This window comes from Nocardiopsis sp. B62, assembly GCF_018070675.1.
In the GTDB taxonomy this organism is placed as follows: Bacteria; Actinomycetota; Actinomycetes; order Streptosporangiales; family Streptosporangiaceae; genus Nocardiopsis; species Nocardiopsis prasina.
Genome location: NZ_JAGPXK010000003.1, coordinates 46,305 through 73,125, shown reverse-complemented (window position 1 = coordinate 73,125; position 26,821 = coordinate 46,305). Strand labels below are relative to the sequence as shown.

The window sequence follows — 26,821 nt, the reverse complement described above, 5'->3', positions numbered from 1 at the left end:
GCCGCCAGTGTTAGGTCAGGGGCGCGGACGCCCGGAAGGCGCTCATCGGTGGGTTCCCCCACCGTCGATGGTCAGTGACTGGCCGTTGACCGCCCCGGCCAGGGGGCTGGCCAGGTAGGCGACGGCGGCGGCCACCTCGTCGGGTTCGATGAGTCGGCCCAGAGGGCTGGCCGTGGCCAGAGCCGCCTCGGCCTGTTCGAGCCCGCGCCCGGTTCGCTCGGCGATGCGGGCCACGGAGCGCTCGGTCATGGGGGTGCGAACGAAGGACGGGCACACGGCGTTGCTGGTGACGCCGGTGCCCACCACCTCGGCGGCGACGGCCCGGGCGAGTCCGAGCATCGCGTGTTTGGAGGCGGTGTAGGCGGCGGTGTAGCGGGATCCGGTGTGCGCGGCGGTGGAGGCGATGAAGACGATCCGCCCCCGGTCGCGGGCGAGCATGCCTGGCAGGAGCGCCCGGGTGAGCAGGAAGGCCGAGGTGGTGTTGGTGCGCAGGTGGGTGTCCCACAGGTCGAGATTGGTGCCCCGCAGCGGTGCGCTCTGCGCGGTGCCCGCGTTGTTGACCAGCACGGACACTTCTCCGAGGCCGTCCGCCAGGGACTCCACCGCCTGTTCGTCGGTGATGTCGCAGATCCGGGTGGTGACGTTGAGGCCGTGTGCGCGGGCCCTGCGCTCCATGGCGGCCAGCCGCCCGGAGTCCCGCCCGAGGGCGACCACCTCGTCCCCCTCACTCGCCAGGGCGAACACGATGGCCCGCCCGATTCCGCCGGAACCACCGGAGACCACGACACGCCGTTCGGAGTCAGCCATGCCCCGGAATGTATCACCGGGCCATGACCATCGTCACTGCTACGACATAACAGTGGTGTTTGTGGGACAGATGGGATCGAAGTGGCCTCGAAAGCGGGCTGGCCCCCAAGGAAACAGCGCCGACGGCACGGGGCCGTCGGCGCTGCTGGAGGCGGAGGTCGGGGGTGGGCCCTCCTCCGGGTGTGCCGTGTTGCGCCGCCTGGGGCGGCGGGACCGGACTAGAAGGCGGGACCGGCCTCCAGGGCGTCCTCGATGGTCTGGGCGCGAAGCTCCTCGACCGTCTCCTCCAGGTCCGCCTCGTGCGCCTCGAACTCGGCGGTCACCTCGGCGGCCAGCGCCCGCAGCGCGACCTCCTGGGTGACGATGCCACCGCGCACGCGGTTGTTGTCGCCGACCTGGGCGGTCGGGCTGTTGTCGGAGGTGGTCAGGTCGCCACCCACGATGTTGTTGTCGATGTACACACCACCGGAGACGCCGGTGACCGTCAGGTTGCCGTCGATGTAGTTGAGCGAGCTGGCGAAGCCCTCCTCGGCGCCCGCACCGACCGCCACCGGGCCGTTGCCTCCGCTGTAGGTCGCGTCTCCGATGACCTCGCTGTCGGCGAGGATGCCGCCGGAGGCCGCGTCCGTGACGGAGAGGTCACCGCGCACCACGCTGTCGAAGATGTCCACGTACTCCACACCCTCGGCCGTCACGCCACCCAGACGGGAGTCGGTGACGTAGACCTCGCCGACGCTGGCGTCGACGGAGGAGGCGGAGGAACCGACCACGAAGACGAAGCCGTCGTTGTCGGCGCCCTCGGCGGGCGCGGCGCTCAGACCGGCGACCGAGGTGCCCTCCTCCAGGTAGGTGCCGTAGGAGCCGGTGTTGACGACGTCCCCGGCGACCTTGGTGTCGGAGGCGTCGAAGTAGCCACCGTTGGAGACGGTCACGCCGCCGTCGATCTGACCACCGAGCACGTGCAGGTTGGCGTCGCCCTCGACGGTGACCTTGCCCTGGATGACGGTGCCGTCAAGGAAGCAGCTCGCACCCGCCGGAACCTTGAGGTCAGTGGGCAGGGTGACCGCGCCACCGTGACCCGAGCAGAGAGTGATCAGGTCCGCCTGGGCGGGGGCTGCCATGAGGGTGACGCCGCCGATGGCCAGGGCCGCGGTGGCGGTGGACGCGGCGATCTTGCTCCCGAACTTCATGCGGGGGAATTCCTTTCGTCGTGACCGGTGGGGTCCGACGCTCCTGATGAGGGTGCGGGAAGAGCGCCTTGTGGACACCACAGTGAAAGTACCGACCCCAAAGCGCTTTGGGAATACTTGCAGGAGAAGATTCGCTTCTGCCCAGGTTTCCAGCAGAAGAACTCACCTGGTGACGTGTGTTACTCCGGGGGCAGCGGATAGCGCCTGGTGCGGATGTGCACGGTCAGCGCGGGCACCAGAATGGTCGCCCGGACCTTCGAGCGACCATTCTGGTGCGTGCCGACGGTTCCCCCGGCTACTTCAGGTGACCGTCCCCGGTGACCACGTACTTGGTCGAGGTCATTTCGGTGAGCCCCATCGGGCCCCTGGCGTGCAGTTTCTGGGTGGAAATGCCGATCTCGGCGCCGAATCCGAACTCGCCGCCGTCCGTGAAGCGCGTGGACGCGTTCACCATCACCGCCGCCGAGTCGACCCGGGCGACGAAGTACCGGGAGGTGCTGAGTGAGTCGGTGACGATCGCCTCGGTGTGCTGGGTGGAGTACCGCCGGATGTGCGCGATCGCGGCGTCCACGTCAGGGACCACCCGCACGGCCAGGTCCATGGACAGGTACTCGGTGGCCCAGTCCTCCTCGGTGGCCTCGACCACGGTGGCGCCGGTCGGGTGGGCCGCAGCGACGGAGAGCACGCGCTCGTCGCCGTGCACGGTCACCCCGGCCTCGGCCAGGGACGCGAGCACACGCGGCAGGAAGTCCTCGGCCACGGACTGGTGCACCAGGAGGGTCTCGGCGGAGTTGCACACCGAGCAGCGCTGGGCCTTGGAGTTGACCGCGATGGCCACCGCCTTGTCGAGGTCGGCGTCGGCGTCCACGTACACGTGGCACAGGCCCTCACCGGTCTCGATGACGGGGACCGTGGAGTCGCGCACCACGGCCTGGATGAGCGAGCCGCCGCCGCGCGGGATGAGCACGTCCACGAGCCCGCGGGCCCGCATCAGCGCGGTGGAGGACTCCCTGGTGCGGCCGGGGACCATCTGGATGGCGTCGGTCGGCACGCCGGTGCCCTCCAGGGCCTCGCGCAGCACCGCGACGATCGCGGTGTTGGAGTTGTAGGCGGAGGAGGAGCCGCGAAGCAGGGCGGCGTTGCCGCTCTTGAGGCACAGGGCCGCGGCGTCCACGGTGACGTTGGGACGGCCCTCGTAGATGATGCCGATGACCCCGAGCGGGACCCTGATCTGTCGCAGGTCGAGGCCGCCCGGCAGGACACCGCCGCGCACGGACTCGCCGACCGGGTCCGGCAGCTCGACGATCTCGCGCACCGCCTCCGCGATGGCCTCGATCCGCGCCGGGTTCAGGGTGAGCCGGTCGATCATGGCCGGGCTGGTGCCGTCCTGGCGGGCCCGTTCGACGTCCTCGGCGTTGGCGGCGGTGATCTCGTCCGCCCTCTTGACCAGGGCGTCGGCGATGGCCAGCAGGGCGGCGTCCTTCACGGACCGGCTGAGCGGGGCGAGGTCGGCCGCCGCGTCCCCTGCGCGTTCGGCGACCGCGTGGACCGCGCGCTCGATGTCACTCATGGCTGTCATCCTTGTCGGGGCTTCCTTGCTCGGGAGGCCGCCCGGGCCGGTGGACCCACCCCTTCGTAGGGCACCGGACCAGGGGGATCTCCCTCAGCGTATAGGGCCCCGCCCCCGGACACACTGGGTTATCCACAGGGTGAGACGGCGGAGCGCCCCGCGCGCCCCTCAGGTCCAGCCGTAGCGCTCCCTGAGGACCGCCGCGACCTTCCAGAACAGGCTCTCGTCCATCACGGCGGCCTCCCTGCGGATCGCCGCCTCGTCGAACTCGAAGAGGCGGTCCACCCGCACGAAGGAGTCGCGGCCCTCCCGGTCCCAGGCACCCGTGCCGATCGGCAGCCAGTCCTGTCGTTCGTGCTCGTCGGGGGCCTGCGTGGAGAGCATGAGCCCGTGCAGGCGCGGCCCCTTGCGCCCCACCACGAGCAGGGGGCGGTCCTTGCCCTGGGTGGCGTCCTCCTCGTAGGGCACCCAGGTCCACACGATCTCGCCCGCGTCGGCGAGGCCGTCCTTCTCGGGCGCGTAGACGAGTCTGGTGGCGTTGCGCCCGGTGGGGACCTCGCGCACCGCGCCCTCATGGGGATGGGCCTCGGTGCCCTGTTGGAGACCGCCCCGCTGAGGGGTGTCGCCGTCGCGCCGGGAGTTGCCGTTCTGTCGGGGTGCGCCGCCCTGGGGCGGGTTTCCGTGCTGCGTCGTGTGTTGGCTCACGCACCGCATCCTAGGACCCGCGCGGACCCGGCGCACAGCGCTCCGGGGCCGCCGTCCCTTGGTCAGTCCAGGTCCAGCAGGGCGCGCAGGGCCCGCACGCAGTGGTCGGCCTCGGCGGTCGGGTCGGTGACGCGTTCCCTGTCGGGGACGGCCGCCCAGCGCAGTGCCCTGGCCTCCACGTAGGCGGTCCACGCGTCGGTGACCGGTGCCGCCGCGTCGGGGGCGCCGAGCAGGGCGCGTACGCGGGCGCCCATGGTCTCGCGCAGGCCCTCGACCCGCGCGCCGTCCAGGGTCACCGGTCCCCCGCCGAAGACCAGCGCCGCGTAGGACGCCCTGCGCCGGTCCACCTGTTCGAAGTAGCGTTCGGCGAACTGGGTCACGGCGTCCCAGCCGGTGCGGTCCTCGTCCGGGGCGGTGTTGCGCACCACGCGCCGCCCGGCGGCCGCCACGACTGCGTCGTGGAAGGCGGTCTTGTTGGGGAAGTAGTGGAAGAGCAGACCTCGGGAGATACCCGCCTCCCGGGCGACCTCGTCCACCGCCAGGTCCTGGATGGGGCGCTCCACCAGCATGCGCAGGCCGATCCCCACCAGTTGGCGCCTGCGTTCGTCCTGGGTCATCCGCGTCCGACGCGGAGCTGCTCCACTCACCCTGTTGAGCATTGCTCAACAAGGTCGTAGTGTCAACGACATGGACTTCGCACCCTCCCCCCGCGCCGCCGACACCGTCGGGCGGGTCCACGCCTTCGTCGAGACCGGGACCGACCCCGTCGAGGAGGCCCGCCAACGGGACCTCGCCGCCCTCCGGGGCGACGGCGCCCCATGGCGGCCCCTGCCCGCGCTCGACGAGCTCCGCGCCCGTGCCCGCGCCCAGGGGCTGTGGAACCCCCTCCCGCCCGCCGGACACGAGGGCCCCTACGCCGAGCGGTTCGCGGACGGACCGGATGAGGCGCACCGGGCCGTGGTCACCCGGCTGGAGCCGATGATGCACGGAGCCCGCAGATGAGCGCCTCCGAGCGAGGGGCCCCGGCGAGCGGCACTGGCCGACGCGTCCTCGTCACGGGTGGCGCCTCCGGCCTGGGTGCGGCGCTGGTGGCCGCGTTCGCGGCGCGCGGGGACCGAGTGGTCGCCACCGACCTCGCCGAACACGCCCCGGACACCCTTCCGAGGGACGTCGCCTACCTGCGCCTGGACGTGACCTCCGACGACGACTGGGCGGCGGCCCTGGCCCACGTCGAGGAGCGGTGGAGCGGGCTCGACGTGCTGGTCAACAACGCCGGGATCGCTGCGGGCGGGCGGATCGACGTCCTCACCGTAGAGGACTGGCGGCTGATCACCGAGATCAACCTGTTCGGCGTGGTCCGGGGCTGCCGCACGTTCACCCCGCTGTTCAAACGGCAGGGATCGGGGCACGTCGTCAACGTCGCGTCCATGGCCGGGCTCGTGCACCCGCCGGTCATGAGCTCCTACAACGCGGTCAAGGCTGCGGTCGTCGCGCTCAGCGAGACCCTCCGGCACGAGCTCACCCCCTACGGCGTCACCACCTCGGTGGTGTGCCCGTCGTTCTTCCGCACCAACCTGGCCTCCTCCCTCAGCGGCAGCGACCCCGAGGTTGAGGTCTCCGCGACCAGGCTGATCAACGGCTCCCGGCTGTCCGCCGACGAGGTCGCCGCGCGTGTGCTCCGGGGAACGGACCGGCGTCGACCGGTCATCCTCACCGACAGGGAGGGCCGGGTCGCGGTCCTCGCCAAACGCTGGCTGCGTCCGCTGTACGACCGCGCGATGCGACAGGTGGCCGAGGGCGTGCGCCGCCGCGTGGAGCGCCCCTCCCCCGCACCCGACGACCCCACGGAGAACCGCGTATGAGCAGGGGAACCATCATCATCACCGGCGCCTCGGCCGGGCTGGGCGCCGAGATGGCCCGCCAGTTCGCGGCGCTCGGCTACGACCTGGGCCTGTGCGCCCGGCGCACCGAGCCCATGGCCGTCCTCCGGGACGGGATCGCCGCGGCCCACCCCGACCGCCGCGTGGTGCTCCGGGCCCTGGACGTCACGGACGACGAGGCGGTCCACCGGGTCTTCGGGGAGATCGCCGCCGAGCTCGGCGGGGTGGACCGGGTCATCGTCAACGCGGGCCTCGGCAAGGGCGCGGCGCTCGGCACGGGCCGCCACGACGCCAACCGGCAGACCGCCATGACCAACTTCGTGGGCGCCCTCGCCCAGGCCGACGCCGCCATGGAGATCTTCCGTGAGCAGGAGCGCGGCCACCTCGTGATGGTCTCCTCCATGTCGGCCCTGCGCGGCATGCGCCGGGCGATGACCGTCTACTCCGCCACCAAGGCCGGGGTGGCCGCCATCGCCGAGGGACTGCGTTCCGAGGGCGTGCCGGGGCTGGACGTCTCGGTGGTCCACCCCGGCTACATCCGCACGGAGATGAACGAGCACGTCGCTCAGAGGACCCGGTTCATGGTCGACACGGAGGTCGGCGTCCGCGCCATGGTCGCGGCCATCGAGAGGCGGCGAGTCCGGGCCTACGTCCCCGCCTGGCCCTGGGCACCCATCGGCTTTCTGCTGAAGCGGCTGCCGCTCTCCGTGGTCAGAAGACTGACATGACCCGAGGGGTCGCCACGGGGGGTGTCTCGCCGGGGCGCCTCACAGCTCCCGGACCGTGCGCATGATCCGGTCACGGGCGTCCCCGCCTTCGGGAACCGGGACCAGCGGGTGGATGTGGAAGGCCCCCTCCTCCACGTGGAGCTCGGCCACTCCCCCGGCCTCGGTCACGCGGTCGTGCAGGCGACGGGTGTCGGGCAGGAGCAGGTCACGGGTCCCGATGTACAGGTCCATCGGGGGCAGCCCCGACATCGGCCCGTACAGCGGACTGAGCCGGGGCTCGGCCAGATCGTCCCCGCCCGCCCACTCCCCGGCGGCCTCCAACAGACCCACCGGGGCCAACCAGGGGTCGGACCCCTCCACTTCCGCGATTTCGGGGTTGGACATCGTGAGGTCGGTCCACGGGGAGATCAGGACCAACCGCGCGGGCAGCGGCAGCCCGGCCTCGGGCAGGGTCTGGGTGAGAGCCAGCGCGAGCCCTCCCCCGGCTGAGTCACCCGCGATCAGGGTGCGCTCCGGCGCGGCGTCCTCCGTCAGTTCCCGGTAGACCCCGGTGACGAACGGAAAGGCCTCGCGGTAGGTGTGCTCCGGTGCCAGGCCGTAGATCGGCACCTCCACCCGGCAGCCCGCGTCGGCGATCCGGGCGACCAGGACCCAGTGCCACGCCGCGATCTCGCTGACGTAGGTGCCCCCGTGCAGATAGAACACCGCCCTCTCCGGTTCGACGACGCTGCGGGGCCGCACCGTGTAGACGGGGAAGCCGCCGACCTCCCGGCGGGTGATCCAGTGCCGTGCGCTGAGCCACTGCGGCGGCTCCGCGTCCTCCTTGGGCTCGTGGAGCCACTCCCGGGTGTCCTCCACCGACTCCAGGGTCGGTTTGCGCAGGACCCGGAGGGCCAGCGACGCCAGGTGTGTCATCAGACTGGGCATGGGTGCCACCCTCCTCGGGACGTTCTCTCGGACCCTTTCACGCACGGACGACAGGTGTGCGCGAAGGGCGGCGGCGCGGCCGTGATCGACTCCCGGACACACCGGGGCCGGCCCCGGACACAACGGCCAGGACCGGCCCTCGGCGATCGTCCGTCAGAGCACCACGAGGTCGTCGCGGTGCACGAGCTCGCGCTCGTAGGAGGGGCCCATCTCCCGGGCCAGCCACCGGGTGGACCGGCCCATCAGGTCCGGGACCTCGGCGGCGTCGTAGTTGACCAGGCCCCGGGCGACCACCGTGCCCTGCTCGTCGCGCAGGTCCACGGGGTCACCGGCGCTGAAGTCACCGTGGACCCCTACCACCCCGGCGGGCAGCAGCGACGCCTTCTCACGCACGACCGCGTTGACCGCCCCCGGGTCCAGGACCAGACTGCCCCGGCCGGCCGTGGCGTGGGCCAGCCACAGCTGACGGGCGGAGGGGCGGCGGCCGTCAGCGGCCGCGAAGAACGTGCCCACCCGCTCGCCGGACAGGGCGGCTCGGGCGTTGGCCGCAGAGGTCAGGAGGGTGGGTACCCCCGCCTCGGTGGCGATGCGCGCCGAGTCCACCTTGGTGACCATCCCGCCGGTGCCCACGCCCCGCTTGCCCGAGGAACCGATGTCGATCCCGTCCAGGTCGTCCCGGCCGCGCACCAGGTGCACGACCGAGGTCCCCTCGTCGGCCGGGTTTCCGTCGTAGAGCGCGTCCACGTCGGAGAGCAGTACGAGGGCGTCGGCCCGGATCAGGTGCGCGACCAGTGCGGCGAGGCGGTCGTTGTCACCGAACCGGATCTCGTGGGTGGCCACGGTGTCGTTCTCGTTGACGATGGGGAGGGCGCCGATGTCCAGCAGGCGGCGCAGGGTGCGCTGGGCGTTGCGGTGCTGCACCCGGCGCATCATGTCCTCCACCGTGAGCAGGACCTGGGCCGCGGTCAGACCGTGCCCGGCCAGCTCCGCGGCATAGGAGGCCACGAGGAGACCCTGGCCCACGCTGGCGGCGGCCTGCTGCGAGGCCAGGTCGTGCGGACGGCGGGCCATGCCCAGCGGCGTCATCCCGGCGGCCACGGCGCCCGAGGAGACCAGGATCACCTCCTGGCCGAGGGTTCTGCGGTCGGCCAGGACCTCGACCAGGTCCCTGATCCGGCCTGCGTCGATCAGCCCGTCCGGGGTGGTCAGTGAGGAGGACCCCACCTTGACCACGACCCGGCGGGCCCCGGCGACCGCCGCCCGCCCTGCCGACTCCAGGGCGTCGACGTCACTCCGCCCGGCCCTTTGGCCGGTGTGCTGCTGGGTGTCTGCGCTGTGCACCACGAGGGGCTTTCCATCCGTGGCACGGCGCCCTCCCGAGCGCCGTGCTCGTACCTTGTCTGGGTCCGGCTGGTGTGGAGCGGTCGGTCCCCGCGCGGGTCAGCCCAGCCGGGCGTCGGTTCCGCGCGGGCCGGACGGGACGACCTCGGCGTCCATGGAGTTGTCCCAGTCGAAGACCACGGCGTCCTCGTCCGTGCCGATCTGCACCTCGGCGCCCTGGGTGGCTCCGGCCTTGGCCAGCGCCTCCTCAATACCGATGCGGTTGAGCCGCTCGGCCAGGTAGCCGACGGCCTCGTCGTTGGAGAAGTCGGTCTGGCGCACCCACCGGGCGGGCTTGTCACCGCGTACCTGGAAGGAGTTGTCGCCGAGCGGCACGACCTCGAAGGGGACGTCCCCGATCATCTTCGGGCGCAGCACGATGCGGGTGGGCTCCTCGACCGGGGCGGCCTGACGGGCCGCCGCCACCTGCTCGGCCAGGGCGAAGGCGAGTTCGCGCAGGCCCTCACGGGAGGCCGCAGAGACCTCCATCACCTTGTACCCGCGCTCCTCCAGCATGGGGGTGACCATGTCGGCGAGGTCGCGGGCCTCGGGCACGTCCACCTTGTTCAGGGCGACGATGCGAGGGCGGTCGGACAGGTCCACCCCGGCCTGCTCGCCGTAGGCGGCCAGCTCGGCCTCCAGGGCGTCGAGGTCACTGACCGGGTCGCGGCCCGGCTCGTAGGTGGCGCAGTCCAGGACGTGCAGCAGCGTGGAGCAGCGCTCGATGTGGCGGAGGAACTCCAGGCCGAGGCCCTTGCCCGCGCTCGCGCCGGGGATCAGGCCGGGCACGTCGGCGATGACGTACTGGGTGGCGCCCGCCTCCACCACTCCCAGGTTCGGGATGAGGGTGGTGAACGGGTAGTCGGCGATCTTGGGCCGAGCCGCCGACATCGCCGCGATCAGCGACGACTTCCCGGCGCTGGGGAAGCCCACCAGGCCGACGTCGGCGATGGTCTTCATCTCCAGGCGCACGTCGAAGGCCTCGCCCTCCTCGCCCTTGAGGGCGAAGCCGGGGGCCTTGCGCTTCTTGGAGGCCAGCGCGGCGTTGCCCAGGCCGCCGCTGCCGCCCTGGGCCAGGACCAGGCGGGTGCCGTGGCCGACCAGGTCGGCGATGACCTCCCCGTCGCCCTTGGTGACCACGGTGCCGTCGGGGACGGTCAGGATCAGGTCCTGCCCCTTGGCTCCGGCCCGGTGGCCGCCCTGGCCCGGGGTCCCGTTCTGGGCGTTGCGGTGCGGTCGGCGCTGGTAGTCCAGCAGCGTCGCGGTCTGGGCGTCGACCTCAAGGACGACGTCGCCGCCCTGGCCGCCGTTGCCGCCGTCCGGACCGCCCAGCGGCTTGAACTTCTCACGGTGCACGGAGGCACAGCCATGCCCGCCGTTCCCGGCCTTGACGTGCAAGACCGCCTCGTCGACGAAGTCAGGCATAGCTCTCCCCGTTACTCTTGCGGTCCCCGCCACCCGGCGTGGACCGGTACTCCTCACGCGTCATCTCACCAGTGACAACGCGAAGGGCGGGCCAGTGTTCCCTGGCCCGCCCCCGAAAAACCGCTGTTGCCGGCGCAGCCTACTCGGCGGCGACCGGAACGATGTTGACGGCCTTGCGACCGCGGAAGTTGGCGAACTTGACCTCGCCATCGACCAGCGCGAACAGCGTGTCGTCGCCGCCACGGCCGACGTTCGCACCGGGGTGGAACTTGGTGCCGCGCTGACGGATCAGGATCTCACCGGCCGAGACGGCCTGACCGCCGAAGCGCTTCACGCCGAGGCGCTTGGCGTTCGAGTCACGACCGTTACGGCTGGACGAAGCGCCCTTCTTATGTGCCATTTCTCCAGGCCTCCTACTTCGCCGCGATGCCGGTGACGCGCACCTGGGTGTGCTTCTGGCGGTGACCCTGGCGCTTCTTGTAACCGGTCTTGTTCTTGTACTTCAGAATGTTGATCTTGGGGCCCTTGGTCTCGCCGAGGACCTCGGCGGTGACCGTGTAGCCGCTCAGCTTGTCGGCCTCGCTGATGACGTTGTCACCGTCGACCACAAGGATGGGCTGCCACTTGAGGGTGGCGCCGGTCTCGTCGGAGACCCTGTCGATGTTCAGGACGTCATCGACAGACACCTTCTCCTGTCGGCCGCCCGCTCGCACGATCGCGTACACCGGGTAACTCTCTTCCTGCTCGCTCAACGAATAATGCGCTCACTCATGACCGTGATGCCACGATCCACGAATCGCCTGTAGCGGGGCGCGGGGATCTGAGGGAAACAAACCCACCTTGGTGGAGAGCACTGCGGTCTCGGGGCGCGCGAACATTTGGGGCGCGCCGACGCACCGTCCATCAGATTACCACCGAACCGACACAGGCCCGCACACGTGCCCTGGCCCGGACCCGTTCGTGAACGGGTCCGGGCCAGCCTGCTGTCCCGCCTCGACCGCTGGTCAGCGGACGTCGACCGCGGTGGACTCACTGGTCTGTGAGGTCACCGCCGCCTTGGTCCGCCGCGTACGGCGGCGCTTGGGCCGCTCGGTGGCGCCGTCGGCGTCACCCTCGGCGGTGGCGGGTGTCTCGGTGGCGTCGGAGTCCGAGACCTGCTCGGCACCGCTCGCCCGCGTCTGCTCACCCTCACCGCTGTCGGCCTGGGCCGCCTTGCGGGTGCTGGTGCGCCGACGGGTCTTCCTGGCCGGGGCCTCCTCGGCCACAGGGGCCTCAGCGGGCTCCTCAGCCGGCTTGTCCTCCGACGCGGCCCCCTCGGCCACCTCCACGGGCTCGGCGGCCTTCTTCGCACGCGAGGAGCGCTTACGCGTCTTCTTCGCGGGAGCGGCCTCCTCGGCGACGGGAGCCTCGGCCTCGACGGGAGCGGACTCGCCCTCGCCGGACGGGGCGGCCTCGGACGGGCTGGCTTCGGCGGCCACCGGCTCCGCTGCCTTGCGGCCACGGCTCTTCCTGGTGGCCTTCTCCGCCTTGCCGGGCTTCTCGGGCTTCTCGGCCTGCTCGACGGGCTGCTCGGCCGTCTCCTCGCCGCTCACGGGGCGGTCGTCGCCGTCCTGACTGTCGGACCTGTCCGCCTTGCCCGAGGCGTCCTTGTCTCCGGTCGACTCGGCGTCGCCCTTGCCCTTCTTCTTCTTGCGTCCACCGGTGCCGCCACCACCGCCGCCGCCCTTGTTCTCCACCGGGTCACCGGAGAGCAGCAGGCCGCGACCGTTGCAGTGGTCACAGGTGTGCGAGAAGGCTTCGAGCAGGCCCTGGCCGACCCTCTTGCGGGTCATCTGCACCAGTCCGAGCGAGGTGACCTCGGCCACCTGGTGCTTGGTCCGGTCACGCGACAGGCACTCCAGCATCCGACGAAGCACCAGGTCCCGGTTGGACTCCAGCACCATGTCGATGAAGTCGATGACGATGATGCCGCCGATGTCGCGCAGGCGGAGCTGGCGGACGATCTCCTCGGCCGCCTCCAGGTTGTTCTTGGTGACCGTCTCCTCGAGGTTGCCGCCCTGACCGGTGAACTTGCCGGTGTTGACGTCGACCACGGTCATGGCCTCGGTGCGGTCGATGATCAGCGAACCGCCACTGGGCAGCCAGACCTTGCGCTCCAGGGCCTTGTTGATCTGCTCGTCGATCCGGTAGGCGGAGAAGACGTCGCGGTCCTCGTCCCAGTGCGACAGCCGCTCGGAGAGGTTGGGCGCCACGTAGTCCACGTACTCGTGGACGGTGGTCCAGGCCTCGTCACCGGAGACGACCAGGCTGGAGAAGTCCTCGTTGAAGACGTCGCGCACCACGCGCACCGTCAGGTCCGGCTCGCTGTTGAGCAGGGACGGGGCGTTGGCCGACTTCGACTTGCGCTTGATCGAGTCCCACTGCTTGGCCAGACGCGTGATGTCGCGCTCCAGCTCCTCCTCGCTGGCGCCCTCGGCGGCCGTGCGCACGATCACACCGGCTCCGGAGGGCATCACCTTCTTGAGGATGGTCTTGAGGCGCGCGCGCTCCTTGTCCGGCAGCTTGCGGCTGATGCCGGTCATCGAACCGCCGGGCACGTACACGAGGTAGCGGCCGGGCAGGCTGATCTGGCTGGTCAGGCGGGCACCCTTGTGGCCGACCGGGTCCTTGGTGACCTGCACCAGGACCGACTGGCCGGACTTGAGCACCGACTCGATGCGCTTGGGCTGGCCGTCCAGGCCGAACGAGTCCCAGTTGACCTCGCCCGCGTACAGCACGGCGTTGCGGCCCTTGCCGATGTCGACGAAGGCGGCCTCCATCGACGGCAGGACGTTCTGCACCCGGCCCAGGTACACGTTGCCCACGTAGGAACGGTGGGTGGCGCGGTCGACGTAGTGCTCGACCAGGATGTCGTCCTCGAGGACGGCGATCTGGGTGCGGTCGCCGGTCCGGCGCACGACCAGGTCGCGCTTGACCGCCTCACGGCGGGCCAGGAACTCGGACTCGGTGACGATGGGCGCGCGGCGGCGGCCCTGCTCGCGCCCCTCGCGGCGGCGCTGCTTCTTGGCCTCGAGGCGGGTGGAGCCGCGGACCGCCTGGACCTCGTTCTCGATGGGCCGTTCCTGGCGCGGTTCGCGCACCTTGACCACGGTGTTCGGCGGGTCGTCGTTGGTGGAGTCGCCACCGGATCCCGAACGCCGACGACGGCGACGGCGGCGACGGCTGCCGCCGCGCTCGCCCTCGGCGGAGTCGTCACCGGACTCGTCCTCGGAGTCGTCCTCCTCAGCGGCGGCCCGGTCGTCCCCGCGCTGGTCCCTGGTGTCGTCCTCGGACGCGGCGGAGTCGCCTTCGTCGTTGTCGGAGTCGCCGCGCGAGCGACCGCGCCCGCGGCCGCCACGGCGGCGACGGCGACGGCTGGGGCGCTCGTCGGAGCCCGTCTCCTCGGCCGGGGCCTCGGCGGACTCGTCCTCGGCGTCGTCCTCGTCCTCGTCCGTGTCGGTGTCGGCTTCGACGACCGGCTCGGCCTTGGGGCGGGTCTGGACGGCGGCGCTGGCCACCGGAGGCTGGAAGAGCATGGCGCCGGGCGGCTGGAAGACGGCCCCGCCGGTCTCGGCGGGGGCCTCCTCGGGCTCCTCGACGGCCTCCGGGGCGGGTGCCTCGACGGTCTTGGCGGAGCGGGAGCGCGTCCTGCCGCGCGTGCGGCCGCGACCGGTCTCCTTGACCTCCTTGGCGCTCTCCCTGGCCTCCGTGGCGTCGCCCCCGGTCTCGGCGGGCTCCTTCACCTCAGCGGCCTCCGGAGCGGGCGCGCTCGCCTTCTCGGCCGTGGCGCGGGCGCGGGTGCGGCGCTGCGCGGCGGCCGGGGCGTCGTCCGGACGGCCCGCCGCGCGCACGGTGCGCTTGCGGGAGCTGGCGGACACCGAGGTGTTGACGGTGCCGACCTCTCCGGAACCGGCCAGCTTGGTGACCGGCGCGGTGGGCGCGGAGAAGACGTCGTCGGGCTCGGGGGGTGGTCCTGCCGCACGGCGAGCGCCCTTGGCGGGCGCGGGTGTGGTCACCCGCACCGCGCCGTCCCCCGTGGGGGGCGCCGCCGCCGTGTTCTCGGTTGTTTCAGTTGTACCCGCGGCGCCTTCGGCACCGTTGTTGGGCTCGTTCTCGAGCATCCGGGCGGTCTCCCGTCAAAGCACTCGGGCGCACCGCGACCTCATCGGTCGGTGGCGCGGCTCACGGGCGCTGTCGTCGCTGTGTCAGCGCCGACGACACTGGTGTGCCGTCGGGGCAAAGTCCTGTGGTTTCGCCCATGTTCCCCGCTTTGGGGCCCTTCATGACGAAGATCCCGTCATGGGCGATGACGTCCGTGGTGAGCGGGTGCGTCGATCGTTCTTCTGGTCGTGCGCGGTCCCGGCGCTCCCAGTGATGGCAGCCTCGGGTCGGTCCGCGTCGAACGGATCAGCGATCACACCTGTCGCCTCGTCCAGTGGCCCCTGCGCCAGCCTGGTCATCGTCGGTGATGACGGCGGCGCGAGGTCGGCCAGTTGGCGGAGGCCGGTCAGCACGTCGTCTGGTCGTACAGCAGGTGTCGTGTGCCGTATGACCATTCGAAGTATGGCATATGTCGCGTGTCGGTCCCCTGGGACGCGCCCATGGGATCGGTGACACACATCGATATCGAGGACGGCCGGGCGGGTGTCGAAGCGGCGTCGGCCCTTCTTCGTCATCCGTTCCACCTCGACGCTCTCGGCGGCCAGGTAGGTGGCCACCGCCCTGGCGGCGTCGTCGGGGTCGACGTCCGCCATCTCCACGCGCCACTCGGAGGCCTCGAGCCGGTCGGCCAGGCCCTGGGTCCGGGCCTCGACGACCTCGATCACGTCGATCCCGTCGGGCATCGCCGCGTCGATCGCGGTCCTGACCTGTTCGGGTCGGCGCGCCTCGGCCAGGATGAGCTCAAGATACTCCGCCTCACTGGCGACCCCGGTGGGGGCCGCACCGGTGTAGGAGATCTTGGGGTGTGGTGAGAAGCCAGCGGAGAAGGCCACGGGTACCGAGGCCCTGCGCAGGGCTCTCTCCAGTGCCCGGGCTATGTCCCGGTGGCTCGCGAAGCGCATGCGTCCGCGTTTGGCGTAGCGGACGCGCAGCCTCTGGCCGGGGTTGGCGGTGGAGGGTGAGGTGGTGCCCTCGTGTGCGGGGGGCAGCTCAACTCCTTTCCTCAGTGCCCCCTGTGTTCAGGGCCGTCTGTGGCGGCCCTCAGGGGCTGTTCCTCGTCCTGTTCAGCGTACGGTGCGCCGAAGTGCACACGCGCCAAGCGGGACACGCATACCGGTACCTCCCCCGACGGCCCCCGATCGAAAAGTCCCGAGCGGGTCCGAGCGGACACTGAACCGGTGTTCACCTCCAGAACACGGGGGCGCGGAAAAAAAATCCAAAGAAATCCCGCAACCATGGCAACCCCCGGTATCCCCCGCGAGTCTTACTTCACGTACGGCCCGGCGCGAGCGGGGCGCCGGGCCGTACACCTTCTCCCCCGGACGCTCCCCCGGTGCCAACGGCACACGACGAGGTCGAGCCACACCGCGGCGGGCGCCCGGAGCGCGAATCCTACTCCGTTTCCCCCCATCGCACACTGATCGCCCCGATTCCCGGGTGCGCTCGCCGTGCCCACGAACCCTCACCCGCCCCTCGCGGGGCCGGTCCCACCCCCGGCGGGACCGGCCCTAACCCGTCTCAGACCACGGTCAGGGGCAGCATCGGACGGCCCCCGGCCTGATCGTTGATCTGGATCTCGGTGCCCATGGTGGGGCACACCCCGCAGTCGTAGCAGGGGTTCCAACGGCAGTCGTCGATCTCCAGGGACTCCTCGCCGTGCAGAGAGTCCTGCCAGTCCTGCCAGAGCCAGGAGCGGTCCAGCCCGGCGTCGAGGTGGTCCCAGGGCAGGACCTCGTCCTCGTCGCGCTCTCGGGTGGTGAACCAGTCCACGTCCACGCCGGTCCCTGCCAGCCCGGTCTCGGCCGCCCTCATCCAGCGGTCGTAGGAGAAGTGCTCGCTCCAGCCGTCGAAGCGGCCGCCCGCGCGCCACACCTCCTCGACGACCCGGCCGACCCGCCGGTCGCCCCGGGACAGCAGGCCCTCCATGATCGACGGACGTCCCTCGTGGTAGCGCAGTCCGATGGACTTCCCGTACCTGCGGTCACCTCGGATCCGGTCCCGCAGCCTGCGCAGCCGGGCGTCCACGTCCTGATGCGAGGTCTGGGCCGCCCACTGGAACGGGGTCTGCGGTTTGGGGACGAACCCGCCGATGGAGACCGTGCAGCGGATGTCCTTGCGCCCGGTCACCTCGCGGCCGGTCCGGATCACCTCGGTTGCGAGGTCCGCGATGGCCAGGACGTCCTCGTCCTCCTCGGTGGGCAGTCCGCACATGAAGTAGAGCTTCACCTGGCGCCACCCGGCCGCGTAGGCGGCGGTGACGGTGCGGATGAGGTCCTCCTCGGAGACCATCTTGTTGATCACCCGGCGCATGCGTTCGCTGCCGCCCTCGGGGGCGAAGGTCAGCCCGGAACGGCGGCCGTTGCGGGTGAGTTCGTTGGCGAGGTCGATGTTGAAGGCGTCCACGCGGGTGGAAGGCAGGGACAGGCCGGTGTTGGTGCCCTCGTAATGGTCGGCGAGGTTGCGTGCGATGTCGCCGATCTCACTGTGGTCCGCGCTGGAGAGCGAGAGCAGGCCCACCTCCTGGAAGCCGGAGGCCTTCACCCCCTCCTCCACCATCTTCTGGACGGTCTCCTGGTTGCGCTCGCGCACCGGCCGGGTGATCATCCCGGCCTGGCAGAACCGGCAGCCGCGCGTGCAGCCCCGGAAGATCTCCACGCTGTACCGCTCGTGCACGGACTCCGCCGTGGGGACGATGGGCCGCTTCGGGTACGGCCACTGGTCCAGGTCCATCACCGTGTGCTTCTGCACGGTGTCCGGTACCCCGGCGCGGTTGGGCGCGTACCCGGCGATCCGTCCGTCGTCGAGGTAGGCCACGTCGTAGAAGCGCGGCACGTACACGCCTCCGGTGGCGGCCAGGCGCAGGAGGAGACCGTCCCGTCCGCCTGGGGCGCCCTCCTCCTTGAACTCGCGGATGATCTCGGTGATGGCGAGGGTGATCTCCTCACCGTCCCCGAGCACCACGGCGTCCAGGAAGTCGGCGATGGGCTCGGGGTTGAACGCGGAGTGGCCCCCGGCCAGGACGACCGGGTCCTCCTCGGTGCGGTCGGCGGTGCGGCGCGGGATGCCCGCCAGGTCCAGCGCGGTGAGCATGTTGGTGTAGCCCATCTCGCTGGCGAAGCTCAGGCCGAGGACGTCGAAGGCGCGGATCGGCCGGTGGGAGTCCACCGTGAAGTGCGGGACACCGTGCTCACGCATGAGGCGTTCCATGTCCGGCCAGACAGCGTAGGCGCGCTCGGCCAGCACACCCTCGCGTTCGTTGAGCACCTCGTAGAGGATCTGCACGCCCTGGTTGGGCACCCCCACCTCGTAGGCGTCCGGGTACATCAGCGCCCAGCGCACCCGCGCGGAGTCCCAGGGCTTGACCACGGAGTTGAGCTCACCGCCCACGTACTGGATCGGCTTGCTCACCCGGGGCAGCAGGGCTTCGAGACGCGGGAAGAGGCTTTCGACGGACATGGTGTGGCCTTCGATCGGCGGACATCGTGTCTGGCTGGATCACACCAGGCTAGCCGCCTGGGATCCTCCCGGACCGGTCATCCACAGGCCGGTCCGGGGTGGTTCGCGCGGATCAGAACTCGAAGCCGCGGTCCCGGGAGTTGACCCCCAGCACCAGGCCCAGAGCCAGCATGTTCGCGAGGATCGCCGTGCCGCCGTAGGACACGAACGGCAGCGGCAGACCGGTCACCGGCAGGATGCCGAGGCCCATCCCGATGTTGATGAAGGCCTGGAACCCGAACCAGGAGGCCACCCCCACGCACAGCAGTCGCGGGTAGGGCTGGTCACACCCCTGGGCGATGCGCAGGATCCGCCAGATCACCACGGCGAACAGCACGATGATCGCACCGGAGCCGACGAAGCCCAGCTCCTCCCCGGCCACCGTGAAGATGAAGTCCGTGTGCTGCTCGGGGACGAACCGGCCGTGTGTCTGCTCCCCCTGGAACAGACCGGTGCCGTCGAAGCCACCCGACCCCACGGCGATCAGCGCCTGCGCGGAGTTGTAGCCCGCGCCCTGCGGGTCGGCGGCCGGGTCCATCAGGGTCGCGATCCGGTCCAGTTGATAGGGCTCCAGCAGGTCGAACCACCACACGGCCAGAGCCGCCAGCGCACCGCAGGACAGCATGCCCGCCACCCAGACGACCGGAGCCCCGGACAGCGTGAGCATGCCGAGGAAGATCGCGCACAGAACCAGGCTGGTCCCGAGGTCGGGCTGGAGCATGACGAGCCCGAGAGGGATCGCCATCACCAGGAGGCAGAACAGCACGTCCCTGGTCATCGGCCGGGTCTCGCCGTCCCGGGGCTCACCGAGAAGCGTGGCCAGGACCAGGATCAGCCCGACCTTGGCCAGCTCACTGGGCTGGAACTGGAAGCCGCCGATCACGATCCAGCCGCGCGAACCGTTGATCACCGCGCCCAGGGGCGTGAGCACCAGGACGAGGGTGACCACCGAGAACCCGTAGGCGATCGGCGCGTAGGCGCGGACCGTCCGGTAGTCCACGGCCGCCAAGACCAGGCACACCGTCACCGCCACGGCGAGGTGGGCCAGGTGGCGGACGAGGTGGTCCAGGGACTCCAGAGGGTCGCCGCCGTCGCCCGGCAGGGTCGCCGACCACACCAGCAGCGATCCGATCCCGGCGAGCGCCAGCACGGAGGCGATCAGGAGCCAGTCGAGGCGGCGCGCCCCGCCCGCCGCCGTGCTGAGGGTCCGCCCCAGGTCGTTCTGGCGCCGGGGCGGACCGCCCATGTTCGTGATCATCAGGGCTCCAGCGTCTCGATGGAACCGTCCTGGCGGACGACCGGCAGTTCGGTGTGCGGCTTGCCGCCGGGAAGCAGCGGCTTGCCGTCCTTCACGTCCTCGGTGTCACCGGCGGACGAGAATCCGTACAGGCCCTCGTAGATCTCGCGGGCGATCGGCGCGGCGGTCTCACCGCCGGTACCGCCCTGGGAGACCAGGACGACGATGGCGTACTGCGGATCGTCCACCGGCGCGTAGGAGGCGAACCAGGACGACACCTGGCGGCCCTGCGCGTCGGCACTTCCGGTCTTGCCCGCGACGGCGACCTTGTCCTGCGGGAAGTCGGAGAAGGCGCCACCACCGGTACCGGACGTGGTCACCTCCGCGAGGGCCTCCTGGAGGTACTTGATGGTCTCGTCGCTGACCGGCACCTCGTTCTTGACCGTGGGCTCGATCGGATCGACCTTCGAGCCGTCGGCTGCGACCATGGCCTTGGCCACGCGGGGCTCGTACAGCGTGCCGCCGTTGGCGATGGACGCGTAGGCGCTGGCCAGCTGGAGCGGGCTGACGAGGACGTCACCCTGGCCGATCGAGAAGTTGATCGCCTCGCTGGCCCTCCACTCGAAACCCTCCACGCAGTGTTCGTGGGCGAGCTGCTTGAGGTAGGCGGCCTGGGACGGGTCGCTCTCGGCGATCTCCGGGTAGCCGCCCTCGGCGCGCTTGCAGTTGACCTCCCGGGTCTCCTCCCAGAAGGTGCGCTTCCACTCGCGGTCGGGGATGCGGCCACCGGTCTCGTAGGGCAGGTCCACGCCGGTGGGCGAGCCGAACCCGTAGCCGCGCGCCATGTCGGCCATGGCCTCCTCGGGGTCGCCGTCCGGGTGGAGCCCGCCGTCCTTGGACCACATCTGGTAGCCGAAGTTGTAGAACACGGTGTTGCAGGAGGCGATGATCGCCTGCTTCAGGGTGATGCTGCCCTGACCCGCGCCCGCGTAGTTCTCGTAGCTCTGACCGGCCAGGTTGACCGAGCCGGGACAGGCGTAGCTGCTACGCAGCGAGTACCCGTTCTCGACGGCGGCCGACAGCGACGACACCTTGAAGGTGGATCCGGGCGGGTACGTGCCCTGGACGGCGCGGGAGAGCAGCGGCTCCCCGGCCTCCTCGCTGAGCATGGCGTCGAAGGTCTCCTGGTCGATGCCGCCGTCCCAGATGGTGGGGTCGTAGGTGGGCAGGCTGGCCATGGCCACGACCCCGCCGTTGGTGACGTCCAGGACGACCGCGGCCCCGGAGTCGGCCTTGTACTTGGGCCGGGCGCCCTCCATGCCGCGGGCCAGGGCCTCCTCGGCGACCTTCTGGACGTTCATGTCCATGTGGGTCACCAGGTGCATGCCCGCCTCGGGGAGGCGCTCGGAGATCACGTCCATGATCTCGCCGTGGTTGTTGACGCCCAGGGTCCGCAGTCCGGCGTTGCCGCGCAGCTCCTTGTCGTAGACGGCCTCCAGGCCGTCACGGCCCACCATGTCGATCCCGGTGAACTGGGTGCGCAGCTCCTCACGGGCCTCCAGCTCCTCCTGGGTGACGGGCTGGAGGTAGCCGAGCATCTGGCCCGCGTGGTCTCCGTAGGGGTACTCGCGCACGGCCTGGGCCTGCGCGGTGATCCCCGGGAAGTCGTCGGCGCGCTCCATGATCTGGAGCGCGATCGGGCCCTCCACGTCCTCGGCGAGGGTGACGGGCTGGTAGGGCGACCCGGGCCAGCAGGGACGCTGGACCTCGGGGCCGCACAGGCGCATGCGCTGCTGGAGTTCCTCCAGGGGGACGTCGAGGACTCCGGAGAGGTCGCTGAGGACCTTCTCCCCGCCGTCCTTCATCCCCTGGAGCCGGTGGTAGTCGGCCGACACCAGGAGTTCGGTCTTGTTGTTGACCACGACGCGGCCGCTGGAGTCGAGGATCTGCCCCCGGGTGGCGGGGACGACCAGCTCCTGGTGGTGGTTGGAGACGGCGAGCTCGCGGTAGTGGTCGGCCATGGGCACCTGGAGGTACCAGAGCCGGGCGACCAGGACCGCGAACAGGGCCAGCACCAGGAACTGCGCCAGGAAGAGTCCGAACCAGCCGAGCCTGCGGCCGGGAAGCGACGGGTTGGTGGGCGGCTTGTGCACGGGGTCACCACCCTCTGATCGAGGTCGGCCCCTGGATGGTGGCGAGGTCGCTCTCCGCGAGCGAGGTGCGCACCCACAGGATCGGCAGTGTCACCACCGTGGCGAACAGGGTGGTCAGGAGCGCGCCGACGCCGACGCGGACGCTGACCGCCGCGAGCGTGATGTTTGCGTCCCCCATCAGGAATCCGACGAGCGCGTAGGTCAGCCCCACTCCCACCGCGGTGACGGCGGTGATGCCCAGGGCGGTCCAGTTCGAGACGGCGTTGCCCACCGCACCGCCCAGGCCCGTGTTGGCTCGCAGCAGTGAGACGAGGTAGGCGGCCACGCACAGCACCAGGGCGTAGCGGCCCATCGGGTGTTCGGCCGGGGGCAGGGCGTCCATGGCCAGCCCGGCCGCGAAGCCGCACCCGGCGGCGGCCGCCGGGTTGGTGGTCAGGGCGACCGCGACGACCGCCGCGAGGACCAGGTCCGGCCCCCACTCGAAGGGCAGACGGTTGACGATGGTGGCCTGCGCGAGCACCGCGACGGCCACCATGAGCAGGGTCCCTGCGGTCCTCACTGGTCCCCCTTGGGGTCGGGTTTGGGCGGGAGCACGGAGTCGCGCGGGTCCTCGGCGGGGCCGGAGACGACCACACCCACCATGTCCAGGGACGCGAAGTCCACGGCCGGGGTGATGCGGGCGATCCGGCTCAGCGCGCCGGGCGCCACGTGGACCTCGTCGACGGTGCCGATGGGCACCCCCGGGACGAAGGGAGCGCCGTCGTGTGAGCCGAGCGTGACCACGCGGTCCCCCTCGTCGATGGGGGCCTCCATGTCGAACAGCTCCAGGGTGAGGTCGGCCTCGGGGCCGCCCGGCACGCTGCCTCCGCTGATCGCGCCGATCTTGCTGGTCTTCTCGAGCCGCGCGCCGACAGTGGAGTTCACGTCGGTGGCGAGCTTGACGGTGGCGAGTCGGGGCCCGGCCTCGATGACCCGTCCGACCAGGCCGGAGCCGCTGACGACGGTCATGTCCGGGCGGATCCCGGAGTCGGTGCCCGCGTCGATGGTGACGGTGTGCGCGTAGCCCTGCGCGGTGGTGCGAGTGACGGCCTGGGCCGGGACGATCTCGTAGCCGCCCAGACCGGACAGGTGCAGGAGCTCGTCGAGCTGGTCCGCGCGTCCGTCGTCGAGTCGGGCCGCCTGGAGGTCCGACTCCAGTTCGGCGTTGGCGGCCTCCAGCTCGGCGATCCTGGCGGCCGACTTCGGGCCCTGGCTCACACCCTCGTAGAGCGTGGCGGCGGGCCCGGCGGCCAGGCCGACCGCGGTTGAGGCGGGGGTGAAGACGAGTTCGCCGCCGCCCCGGGCGACCGAGGTGACCGGATTGCTCCCCGCCCGCGAGTCCAGGACCATCAGGGCCACGGCCGCCACGACGAGCACGGCGAGGAACAGACGGGACCGCGTGGAGTCGCGGAGCATGTCAGCGCCGCCGTTCCGGGACGAGGACCTGGTGGAGGCGTTCGTAGTTCTCAACGCAGGTGCCCGAGCCCACGGCGACGGAGTCGAGGGCGTTGTCGGCCACGTGGATGGGCATTCCGGTCTCGTGGAGGAGACGGTCGTCGAGGCCGCGCAGCAGGGCGCCGCCGCCGGTGACCGCGACGCCCCGGTCCATGATGTCGCCGGAGAGTTCGGGCGGGCACTTGTCGAGACTAGTGCGGACCGCGTCGATGATCGCGGTGACCGGCTCCTCGATGGCCTGGCGCACGTCGGACTCGGACAGGACGATGGTCTTGGGCAGGCCGCTGATGAGGTCGCGTCCGCGCACCTCGGCGTGCAGCTCCTCCGTGCCCGTGGGGTAGGCGGAGCCGATGGCGAGCTTGAGCTCCTCGGCGGTGCGCTCCCCGATCATCAGGGAGTACTCCTTCTTGATGAAGGTCATGATCGCCTGGTCGAGTTCGTCACCGCCCACCCGGATGGACTGGGAGGTGACGATGCCGCCCATGGAGATGACGGCGACCTCGGTGGTGCCTCCGCCGATGTCGACCACCATGTTGCCGGTGGGCTCGTGGACCGGGAGCCCGGCGCCGATGGCCGCGGCCATGGGCTCCTCGATGATGTACACGCGGCGCGCCCCGGCCTGGTAGCCCGCCTCCTTGACCGCGCGGTGCTCGACCGAGGTGATGCCGCTCGGGACCGCGACGATGATGCGGGGCTTGGCGAAGTGGCGGCGGCGGTGGATCTTCTGGATGAAGTACCGCAGCATGCGCTCGGTGACCTCGAAGTCGGCGATGACGCCGTCCTTGAGGGGGCGGATGGCGGTGATGTTGGTCGGCGTGCGGCCGATCATCTGCTTGGCCTCGATACCGACCGCCACGATCTTGCCGGTCGAGGTGTTCAGCGCGACCACGGAGGGCTCGTTCAGGACGATGCCGCGTCCGCGTACGTACACGAGTGTGTTGGCGGTACCAAGGTCTACGGCCATGTCCCGGCCGAGAAATGCAAGGTTGTTCGGCATGTAACGTCCTCAGAGGCGCCGTGTCGGGCGGGGACGCGCGGTCACGACCATACGTGGTCGTTCCAGCACGTTAGGTATCCAGTCCTCCGCATCGTAACGGTCCGCACTTAGTCCGTTACGCAAACACACCGAATTGTTGCCTCGTCACCGGGCAAGGGTGGGAAAAGAAATGGTGTCCCGGGTGCGTGAGCACCCCGGGACACCAAGACTAGGGCTCACGGGCCCGGAACCCCTACAGGTCGGGGAAGAACAGCTTGATCTCGCGCTCGGCGGAGTAGGTGGAGTCCGAGCCGTGGACGATGTTCTTCTGGACCTCCAGGGCGAAGTCGCCGCGGATGGTCCCGGGCGTGGCGGTCACCGGGTCGGTGGCACCGGCCAGGGCGCGGAAGGCCTCGATGGCGCGCTCGCCCTCGACCACCATGGCGACCAGCGGACCACCGGTGATGAACTCCACCAGCGAGTCGAAGAACGGACGCGAGGCGTGCTCCTCGTAGTGCGTCTTCGCGGTGTCCGCGTCGAGCGTGCGCAGCTCCATCGCGACCAGGTTCAGGCCCTTGCGCTCGATGCGCGAGATGACCTCACCGACGATGTTGCGGCGGACACCGTCGGGCTTGATGAGAACGAGAGTGCGCTCCACGTGCGTTTCAACTCCTCATTGGGGACCCCCGCGTGGCACAAGGGGGCCTGGGCCCGCAGTGGCGAGCGCACGCGGTGGGGTGAACGGGTGTGTGACCGGGGCTCGGGGACGAGGCGGGGGGAGGTTCCGCCGTGCGGGTCCGCTCGTCTGCCCGGACGTGCGTCACACTATCGCGTTTGCTCCGTGGACGCGGGGGGAGAGCCCATTCGTCCTAGGACGGCCCGCCGACCCCCGCGTCCACCTCCTGCTCGGCCCGTTCCTCGTGGGCGGCGCGGGCTGCGTCGACCCTTCGCCCCAGGATCACGCCGGTGACCCACAGGGACACGAACACGATCGCTACCAGGGGCGCCCCGGTGACCATGAAGGAGCTGAACAGGAAGGCCGCCTGGAGCACCCACGACGCGTAGTGCGCCCAGGTGTGCTTCTGGAGGCCGGACAGCAGCAGGGCGGCCAGCGCCATGCCGCCCCAGACACCGCCCGCCACGGCGGGGTCGGCGCCCTCCAGGTTGATGGCGATCGGGATCGCCAGACCGATCACGACGGCCTCGAACACGAGGACCACGGCGCAGAGTGTGCGCACGGCGTTCTCCCTTCGTCTGTGGGTCTTCAGTCCCCGGAACCGCGCAGCAGGTGGATCGCGTCGCCCGAGGTGACGACCGATCCGGTGACCAGCACGCCGGTTCCGCCGAACTCGCCGCCTCCCTCGGCCAGGCCCACGGCCTGGTCGATGGCGTCGTCGAGCCGCGCGGCCACGTGCACGCGGTCCTCGCCGAAGATCTGCCGGGCGATGTCGGTCAGCTGTGCCGGGTCAAGGGACCGAGGTGAGGAGTTTCGGGTGACCACGATCTCGTCGAGCAGCGGTTCGAGGGGTTCCAGGATGCCCTCGACGTCCTTGTCGGCCATGATCGCGATCACGCCGATCAGCCTGGAGAAGGAGAAGGCCTCCTCCACGGCCGCGGCGGTGGCGATCATTCCGGCCGGGTTGTGGGCGGCGTCGGCGATGACGGTCGGGCTGGTGCGCACGACCTCCATGCGGCCCGGGGAGTCGATCGCGGCCAGGCCCTCGCCGACGATCACGGGGTCGAGTCCGGCCGCGTCCTCGGAGGCGGAGAAGGCCTCGACGGCCGCGATGGCGACCGCCGCGTTGCTGGCCTGGTGTTCACCGAACAGCGACAGGAAGAGGTTGTCGTAGGTGCCGGTGAGGCCCTTGACGGCGACCTGCTGGCCGCCGACGGCGACCTCGCGGGAGGTCACGCCGAACTCCAGCCCCTCGCGGGCCACGGTGGACCCGACCTCGGCGGCGTGCCGGAGCAGGACCTCGGCGGCGGGCAGAGGCTGCTGGGCCATGACAGTGACCGAGCCGGGCTTGATGATCCCGGCCTTCTCCTCGGCGATGCCGTCGAGGGTGTCGGGCAGGTACTCGGTGTGGTCGATCCCGATGGGGGTGATCACGGCCACGTCGCCGTCGACGACGTTGGTGGCGTCCCAGCTGCCGCCCATGCCGACCTCCACCACGGCGACGTCCACGGGGGCGTCGGCGAACACGGCGTAGGCCATCACGGTGAGGATCTCGAAGAACGACAACCGGATGTCGCTCATCGAGTCGGCCATCTCCAGGTACGGCCGGATGTCGTCGTAGGCCTCGACGAACTCCTCCTGCGAGATCGGCTCGCCGTCGACGACGATCCGCTCCCGCACCGTCCGCAGGTGGGGGCTGGTGTAGCGGCCCACGCGCAGGCCTCGGCCGCGCACGAGCGCGTCGATCATCCGGGCGGTGGACGTCTTGCCGTTGGTTCCGGTGACGTGGATGACCCGGAAGTTGCGGTGCGGGTCACCCAGCAGGTCCAGGACCGTGCGGACACGGTCCAGAGTGGGGTCGATGTCGGATTCGGGCGCGCGGGAGAGAATCTCCGCGGTGACCTCGGCGTAGCGCTCGTGGGCGCCCGCGCCACTCACGGGGTCTCGGTGATCGGGGTGTACACCCGCGCCAGTGTAC

General features: G+C 70.8%; 24 protein-coding genes. 3 read left to right on the top strand and 21 right to left on the bottom strand.

Going from position 1 to position 26,821, the window contains the following annotated elements; genetic code table 11:
* Positions 1 to 42: 42 nt before the first annotated feature.
* The 5 genes from KBX21_RS04420 to KBX21_RS04400 form a co-directional block, all read right to left on the bottom strand.
* A complete protein-coding gene (locus KBX21_RS04420; RefSeq protein ID WP_210841058.1) occupies positions 43 to 807 on the bottom strand; it encodes an SDR family NAD(P)-dependent oxidoreductase in 765 nt (254 codons plus the stop codon).
* A gap of 218 nt (positions 808 to 1,025) precedes the next feature.
* Positions 1,026 to 1,997, bottom strand: coding sequence for a hypothetical protein (locus tag KBX21_RS04415; RefSeq protein WP_017545223.1), 972 nt, complete (start codon positions 1,995 to 1,997; stop codon positions 1,026 to 1,028).
* Positions 1,998 to 2,292: 295 nt separating this feature from the next.
* A complete protein-coding gene (locus KBX21_RS04410; RefSeq protein ID WP_049565888.1) occupies positions 2,293 to 3,567 on the bottom strand; it encodes a glutamate-5-semialdehyde dehydrogenase in 1,275 nt (424 codons plus the stop codon).
* 168 nt (positions 3,568 to 3,735) lie between these two features.
* The gene (locus KBX21_RS04405; protein ID WP_374225696.1) at positions 3,736 to 4,272 is read right to left on the bottom strand and encodes a type II toxin-antitoxin system PemK/MazF family toxin; all 537 of its coding nucleotides are present in this window, start codon (positions 4,270 to 4,272) and stop codon (positions 3,736 to 3,738) included.
* 62 nt (positions 4,273 to 4,334) lie between these two features.
* Positions 4,335 to 4,889 (bottom strand): TetR/AcrR family transcriptional regulator, encoded by a 555-nt coding sequence (locus KBX21_RS04400; RefSeq protein WP_049565892.1) that lies wholly within the window; start codon positions 4,887 to 4,889, stop codon positions 4,335 to 4,337.
* A 70-nt stretch (positions 4,890 to 4,959) separates the two neighbouring features.
* Here KBX21_RS04400 and KBX21_RS04395 point away from each other — a divergent pair, with 70 nt between their 5' ends.
* The 3 genes from KBX21_RS04395 to KBX21_RS04385 are packed head-to-tail and all read left to right on the top strand — an operon-like array spanning position 4,960 to position 6,880.
* A complete protein-coding gene (locus KBX21_RS04395) occupies positions 4,960 to 5,274 on the top strand; it encodes a hypothetical protein (RefSeq protein ID WP_247665225.1) in 315 nt (104 codons plus the stop codon).
* Positions 5,271 to 6,134, top strand: coding sequence for an SDR family NAD(P)-dependent oxidoreductase (locus tag KBX21_RS04390; RefSeq protein ID WP_049565898.1), 864 nt, complete (start codon positions 5,271 to 5,273; stop codon positions 6,132 to 6,134). The genes KBX21_RS04395 and KBX21_RS04390 overlap by 4 nt, the downstream gene beginning before the upstream one ends.
* Complete coding sequence (locus KBX21_RS04385) at positions 6,131 to 6,880, top strand: SDR family oxidoreductase (protein WP_049565900.1); 750 nt, start codon at positions 6,131 to 6,133, stop codon at positions 6,878 to 6,880. Before KBX21_RS04390 ends, KBX21_RS04385 begins: the two co-directional genes overlap by 4 nt.
* Before the next feature lie 39 nt (positions 6,881 to 6,919).
* On the opposite strand, the gene KBX21_RS04380 is transcribed toward KBX21_RS04385, so the two are convergent.
* The 16 genes from KBX21_RS04380 to KBX21_RS04305 all read right to left on the bottom strand — a co-directional run bounded on the left by KBX21_RS04380 (position 6,920) and on the right by KBX21_RS04305 (position 26,781).
* Positions 6,920 to 7,807, bottom strand: coding sequence for an alpha/beta hydrolase (locus tag KBX21_RS04380; protein WP_049565903.1), 888 nt, complete (start codon positions 7,805 to 7,807; stop codon positions 6,920 to 6,922).
* Positions 7,808 to 7,960: 153 nt separating this feature from the next.
* Complete coding sequence (gene proB, locus KBX21_RS04375) at positions 7,961 to 9,148, bottom strand: glutamate 5-kinase (RefSeq protein WP_049566058.1); 1,188 nt, start codon at positions 9,146 to 9,148, stop codon at positions 7,961 to 7,963.
* 99 nt (positions 9,149 to 9,247) lie between these two features.
* The gene (gene obgE / locus KBX21_RS04370) at positions 9,248 to 10,612 is read right to left on the bottom strand and encodes a GTPase ObgE (protein WP_049565904.1); all 1,365 of its coding nucleotides are present in this window, start codon (positions 10,610 to 10,612) and stop codon (positions 9,248 to 9,250) included.
* Between the two features lie 139 nt (positions 10,613 to 10,751).
* Positions 10,752 to 11,012 carry a 50S ribosomal protein L27 gene (gene rpmA, locus KBX21_RS04365; protein ID WP_026129380.1) on the bottom strand — a complete coding sequence of 87 codons (261 nt, stop codon included), beginning with the start codon at positions 11,010 to 11,012 and terminating at the stop codon, positions 10,752 to 10,754.
* Positions 11,013 to 11,025: 13 nt separating this feature from the next.
* Positions 11,026 to 11,337, bottom strand: a complete 312-nt coding sequence (gene rplU / locus KBX21_RS04360) for a 50S ribosomal protein L21 (protein ID WP_049565907.1) — start codon at positions 11,335 to 11,337, stop codon at positions 11,026 to 11,028.
* Positions 11,338 to 11,616: 279 nt separating this feature from the next.
* Positions 11,617 to 14,772, bottom strand: a complete 3,156-nt coding sequence (locus tag KBX21_RS04355) for an Rne/Rng family ribonuclease (protein WP_210841057.1) — start codon at positions 14,770 to 14,772, stop codon at positions 11,617 to 11,619.
* 159 nt (positions 14,773 to 14,931) lie between these two features.
* Complete coding sequence (locus tag KBX21_RS04350; protein WP_049565912.1) at positions 14,932 to 15,714, bottom strand: TIGR03936 family radical SAM-associated protein; 783 nt, start codon at positions 15,712 to 15,714, stop codon at positions 14,932 to 14,934.
* Between the two features lie 616 nt (positions 15,715 to 16,330).
* Positions 16,331 to 18,268: a TIGR03960 family B12-binding radical SAM protein gene (locus KBX21_RS04345; protein ID WP_210841056.1), complete on the bottom strand. Its 1,938-nt coding sequence runs from the start codon at positions 18,266 to 18,268 to the stop codon at positions 16,331 to 16,333.
* A 112-nt stretch (positions 18,269 to 18,380) separates the two neighbouring features.
* A complete protein-coding gene (gene rodA / locus KBX21_RS04340; protein WP_049565917.1) occupies positions 18,381 to 19,565 on the bottom strand; it encodes a rod shape-determining protein RodA in 1,185 nt (394 codons plus the stop codon).
* Positions 19,565 to 21,697, bottom strand: a complete 2,133-nt coding sequence (gene mrdA / locus KBX21_RS04335) for a penicillin-binding protein 2 (protein ID WP_210841055.1) — start codon at positions 21,695 to 21,697, stop codon at positions 19,565 to 19,567. The genes rodA and mrdA overlap by 1 nt, the downstream gene beginning before the upstream one ends.
* A gap of 4 nt (positions 21,698 to 21,701) precedes the next feature.
* Positions 21,702 to 22,256 (bottom strand): rod shape-determining protein MreD, encoded by a 555-nt coding sequence (gene mreD, locus KBX21_RS04330; RefSeq protein WP_049565924.1) that lies wholly within the window; start codon positions 22,254 to 22,256, stop codon positions 21,702 to 21,704.
* A complete protein-coding gene (gene mreC, locus KBX21_RS04325; protein ID WP_210841054.1) occupies positions 22,253 to 23,152 on the bottom strand; it encodes a rod shape-determining protein MreC in 900 nt (299 codons plus the stop codon). Before mreC ends, mreD begins: the two co-directional genes overlap by 4 nt.
* 1 nt (position 23,153) lies before the next feature.
* Entirely contained in the window at positions 23,154 to 24,188 is a 1,035-nt protein-coding gene (locus tag KBX21_RS04320; protein WP_049565930.1) for a rod shape-determining protein, read from the bottom strand.
* 232 nt (positions 24,189 to 24,420) lie between these two features.
* Positions 24,421 to 24,825, bottom strand: coding sequence for a nucleoside-diphosphate kinase (gene ndk, locus KBX21_RS04315; RefSeq protein ID WP_049565932.1), 405 nt, complete (start codon positions 24,823 to 24,825; stop codon positions 24,421 to 24,423).
* Between the two features lie 211 nt (positions 24,826 to 25,036).
* A complete protein-coding gene (locus KBX21_RS04310) occupies positions 25,037 to 25,405 on the bottom strand; it encodes a DUF4233 domain-containing protein (protein WP_049565935.1) in 369 nt (122 codons plus the stop codon).
* Positions 25,406 to 25,431: 26 nt separating this feature from the next.
* Entirely contained in the window at positions 25,432 to 26,781 is a 1,350-nt protein-coding gene (locus tag KBX21_RS04305) for a folylpolyglutamate synthase/dihydrofolate synthase family protein (RefSeq protein WP_210841053.1), read from the bottom strand.
* Positions 26,782 to 26,821 lie beyond the last annotated feature (40 nt).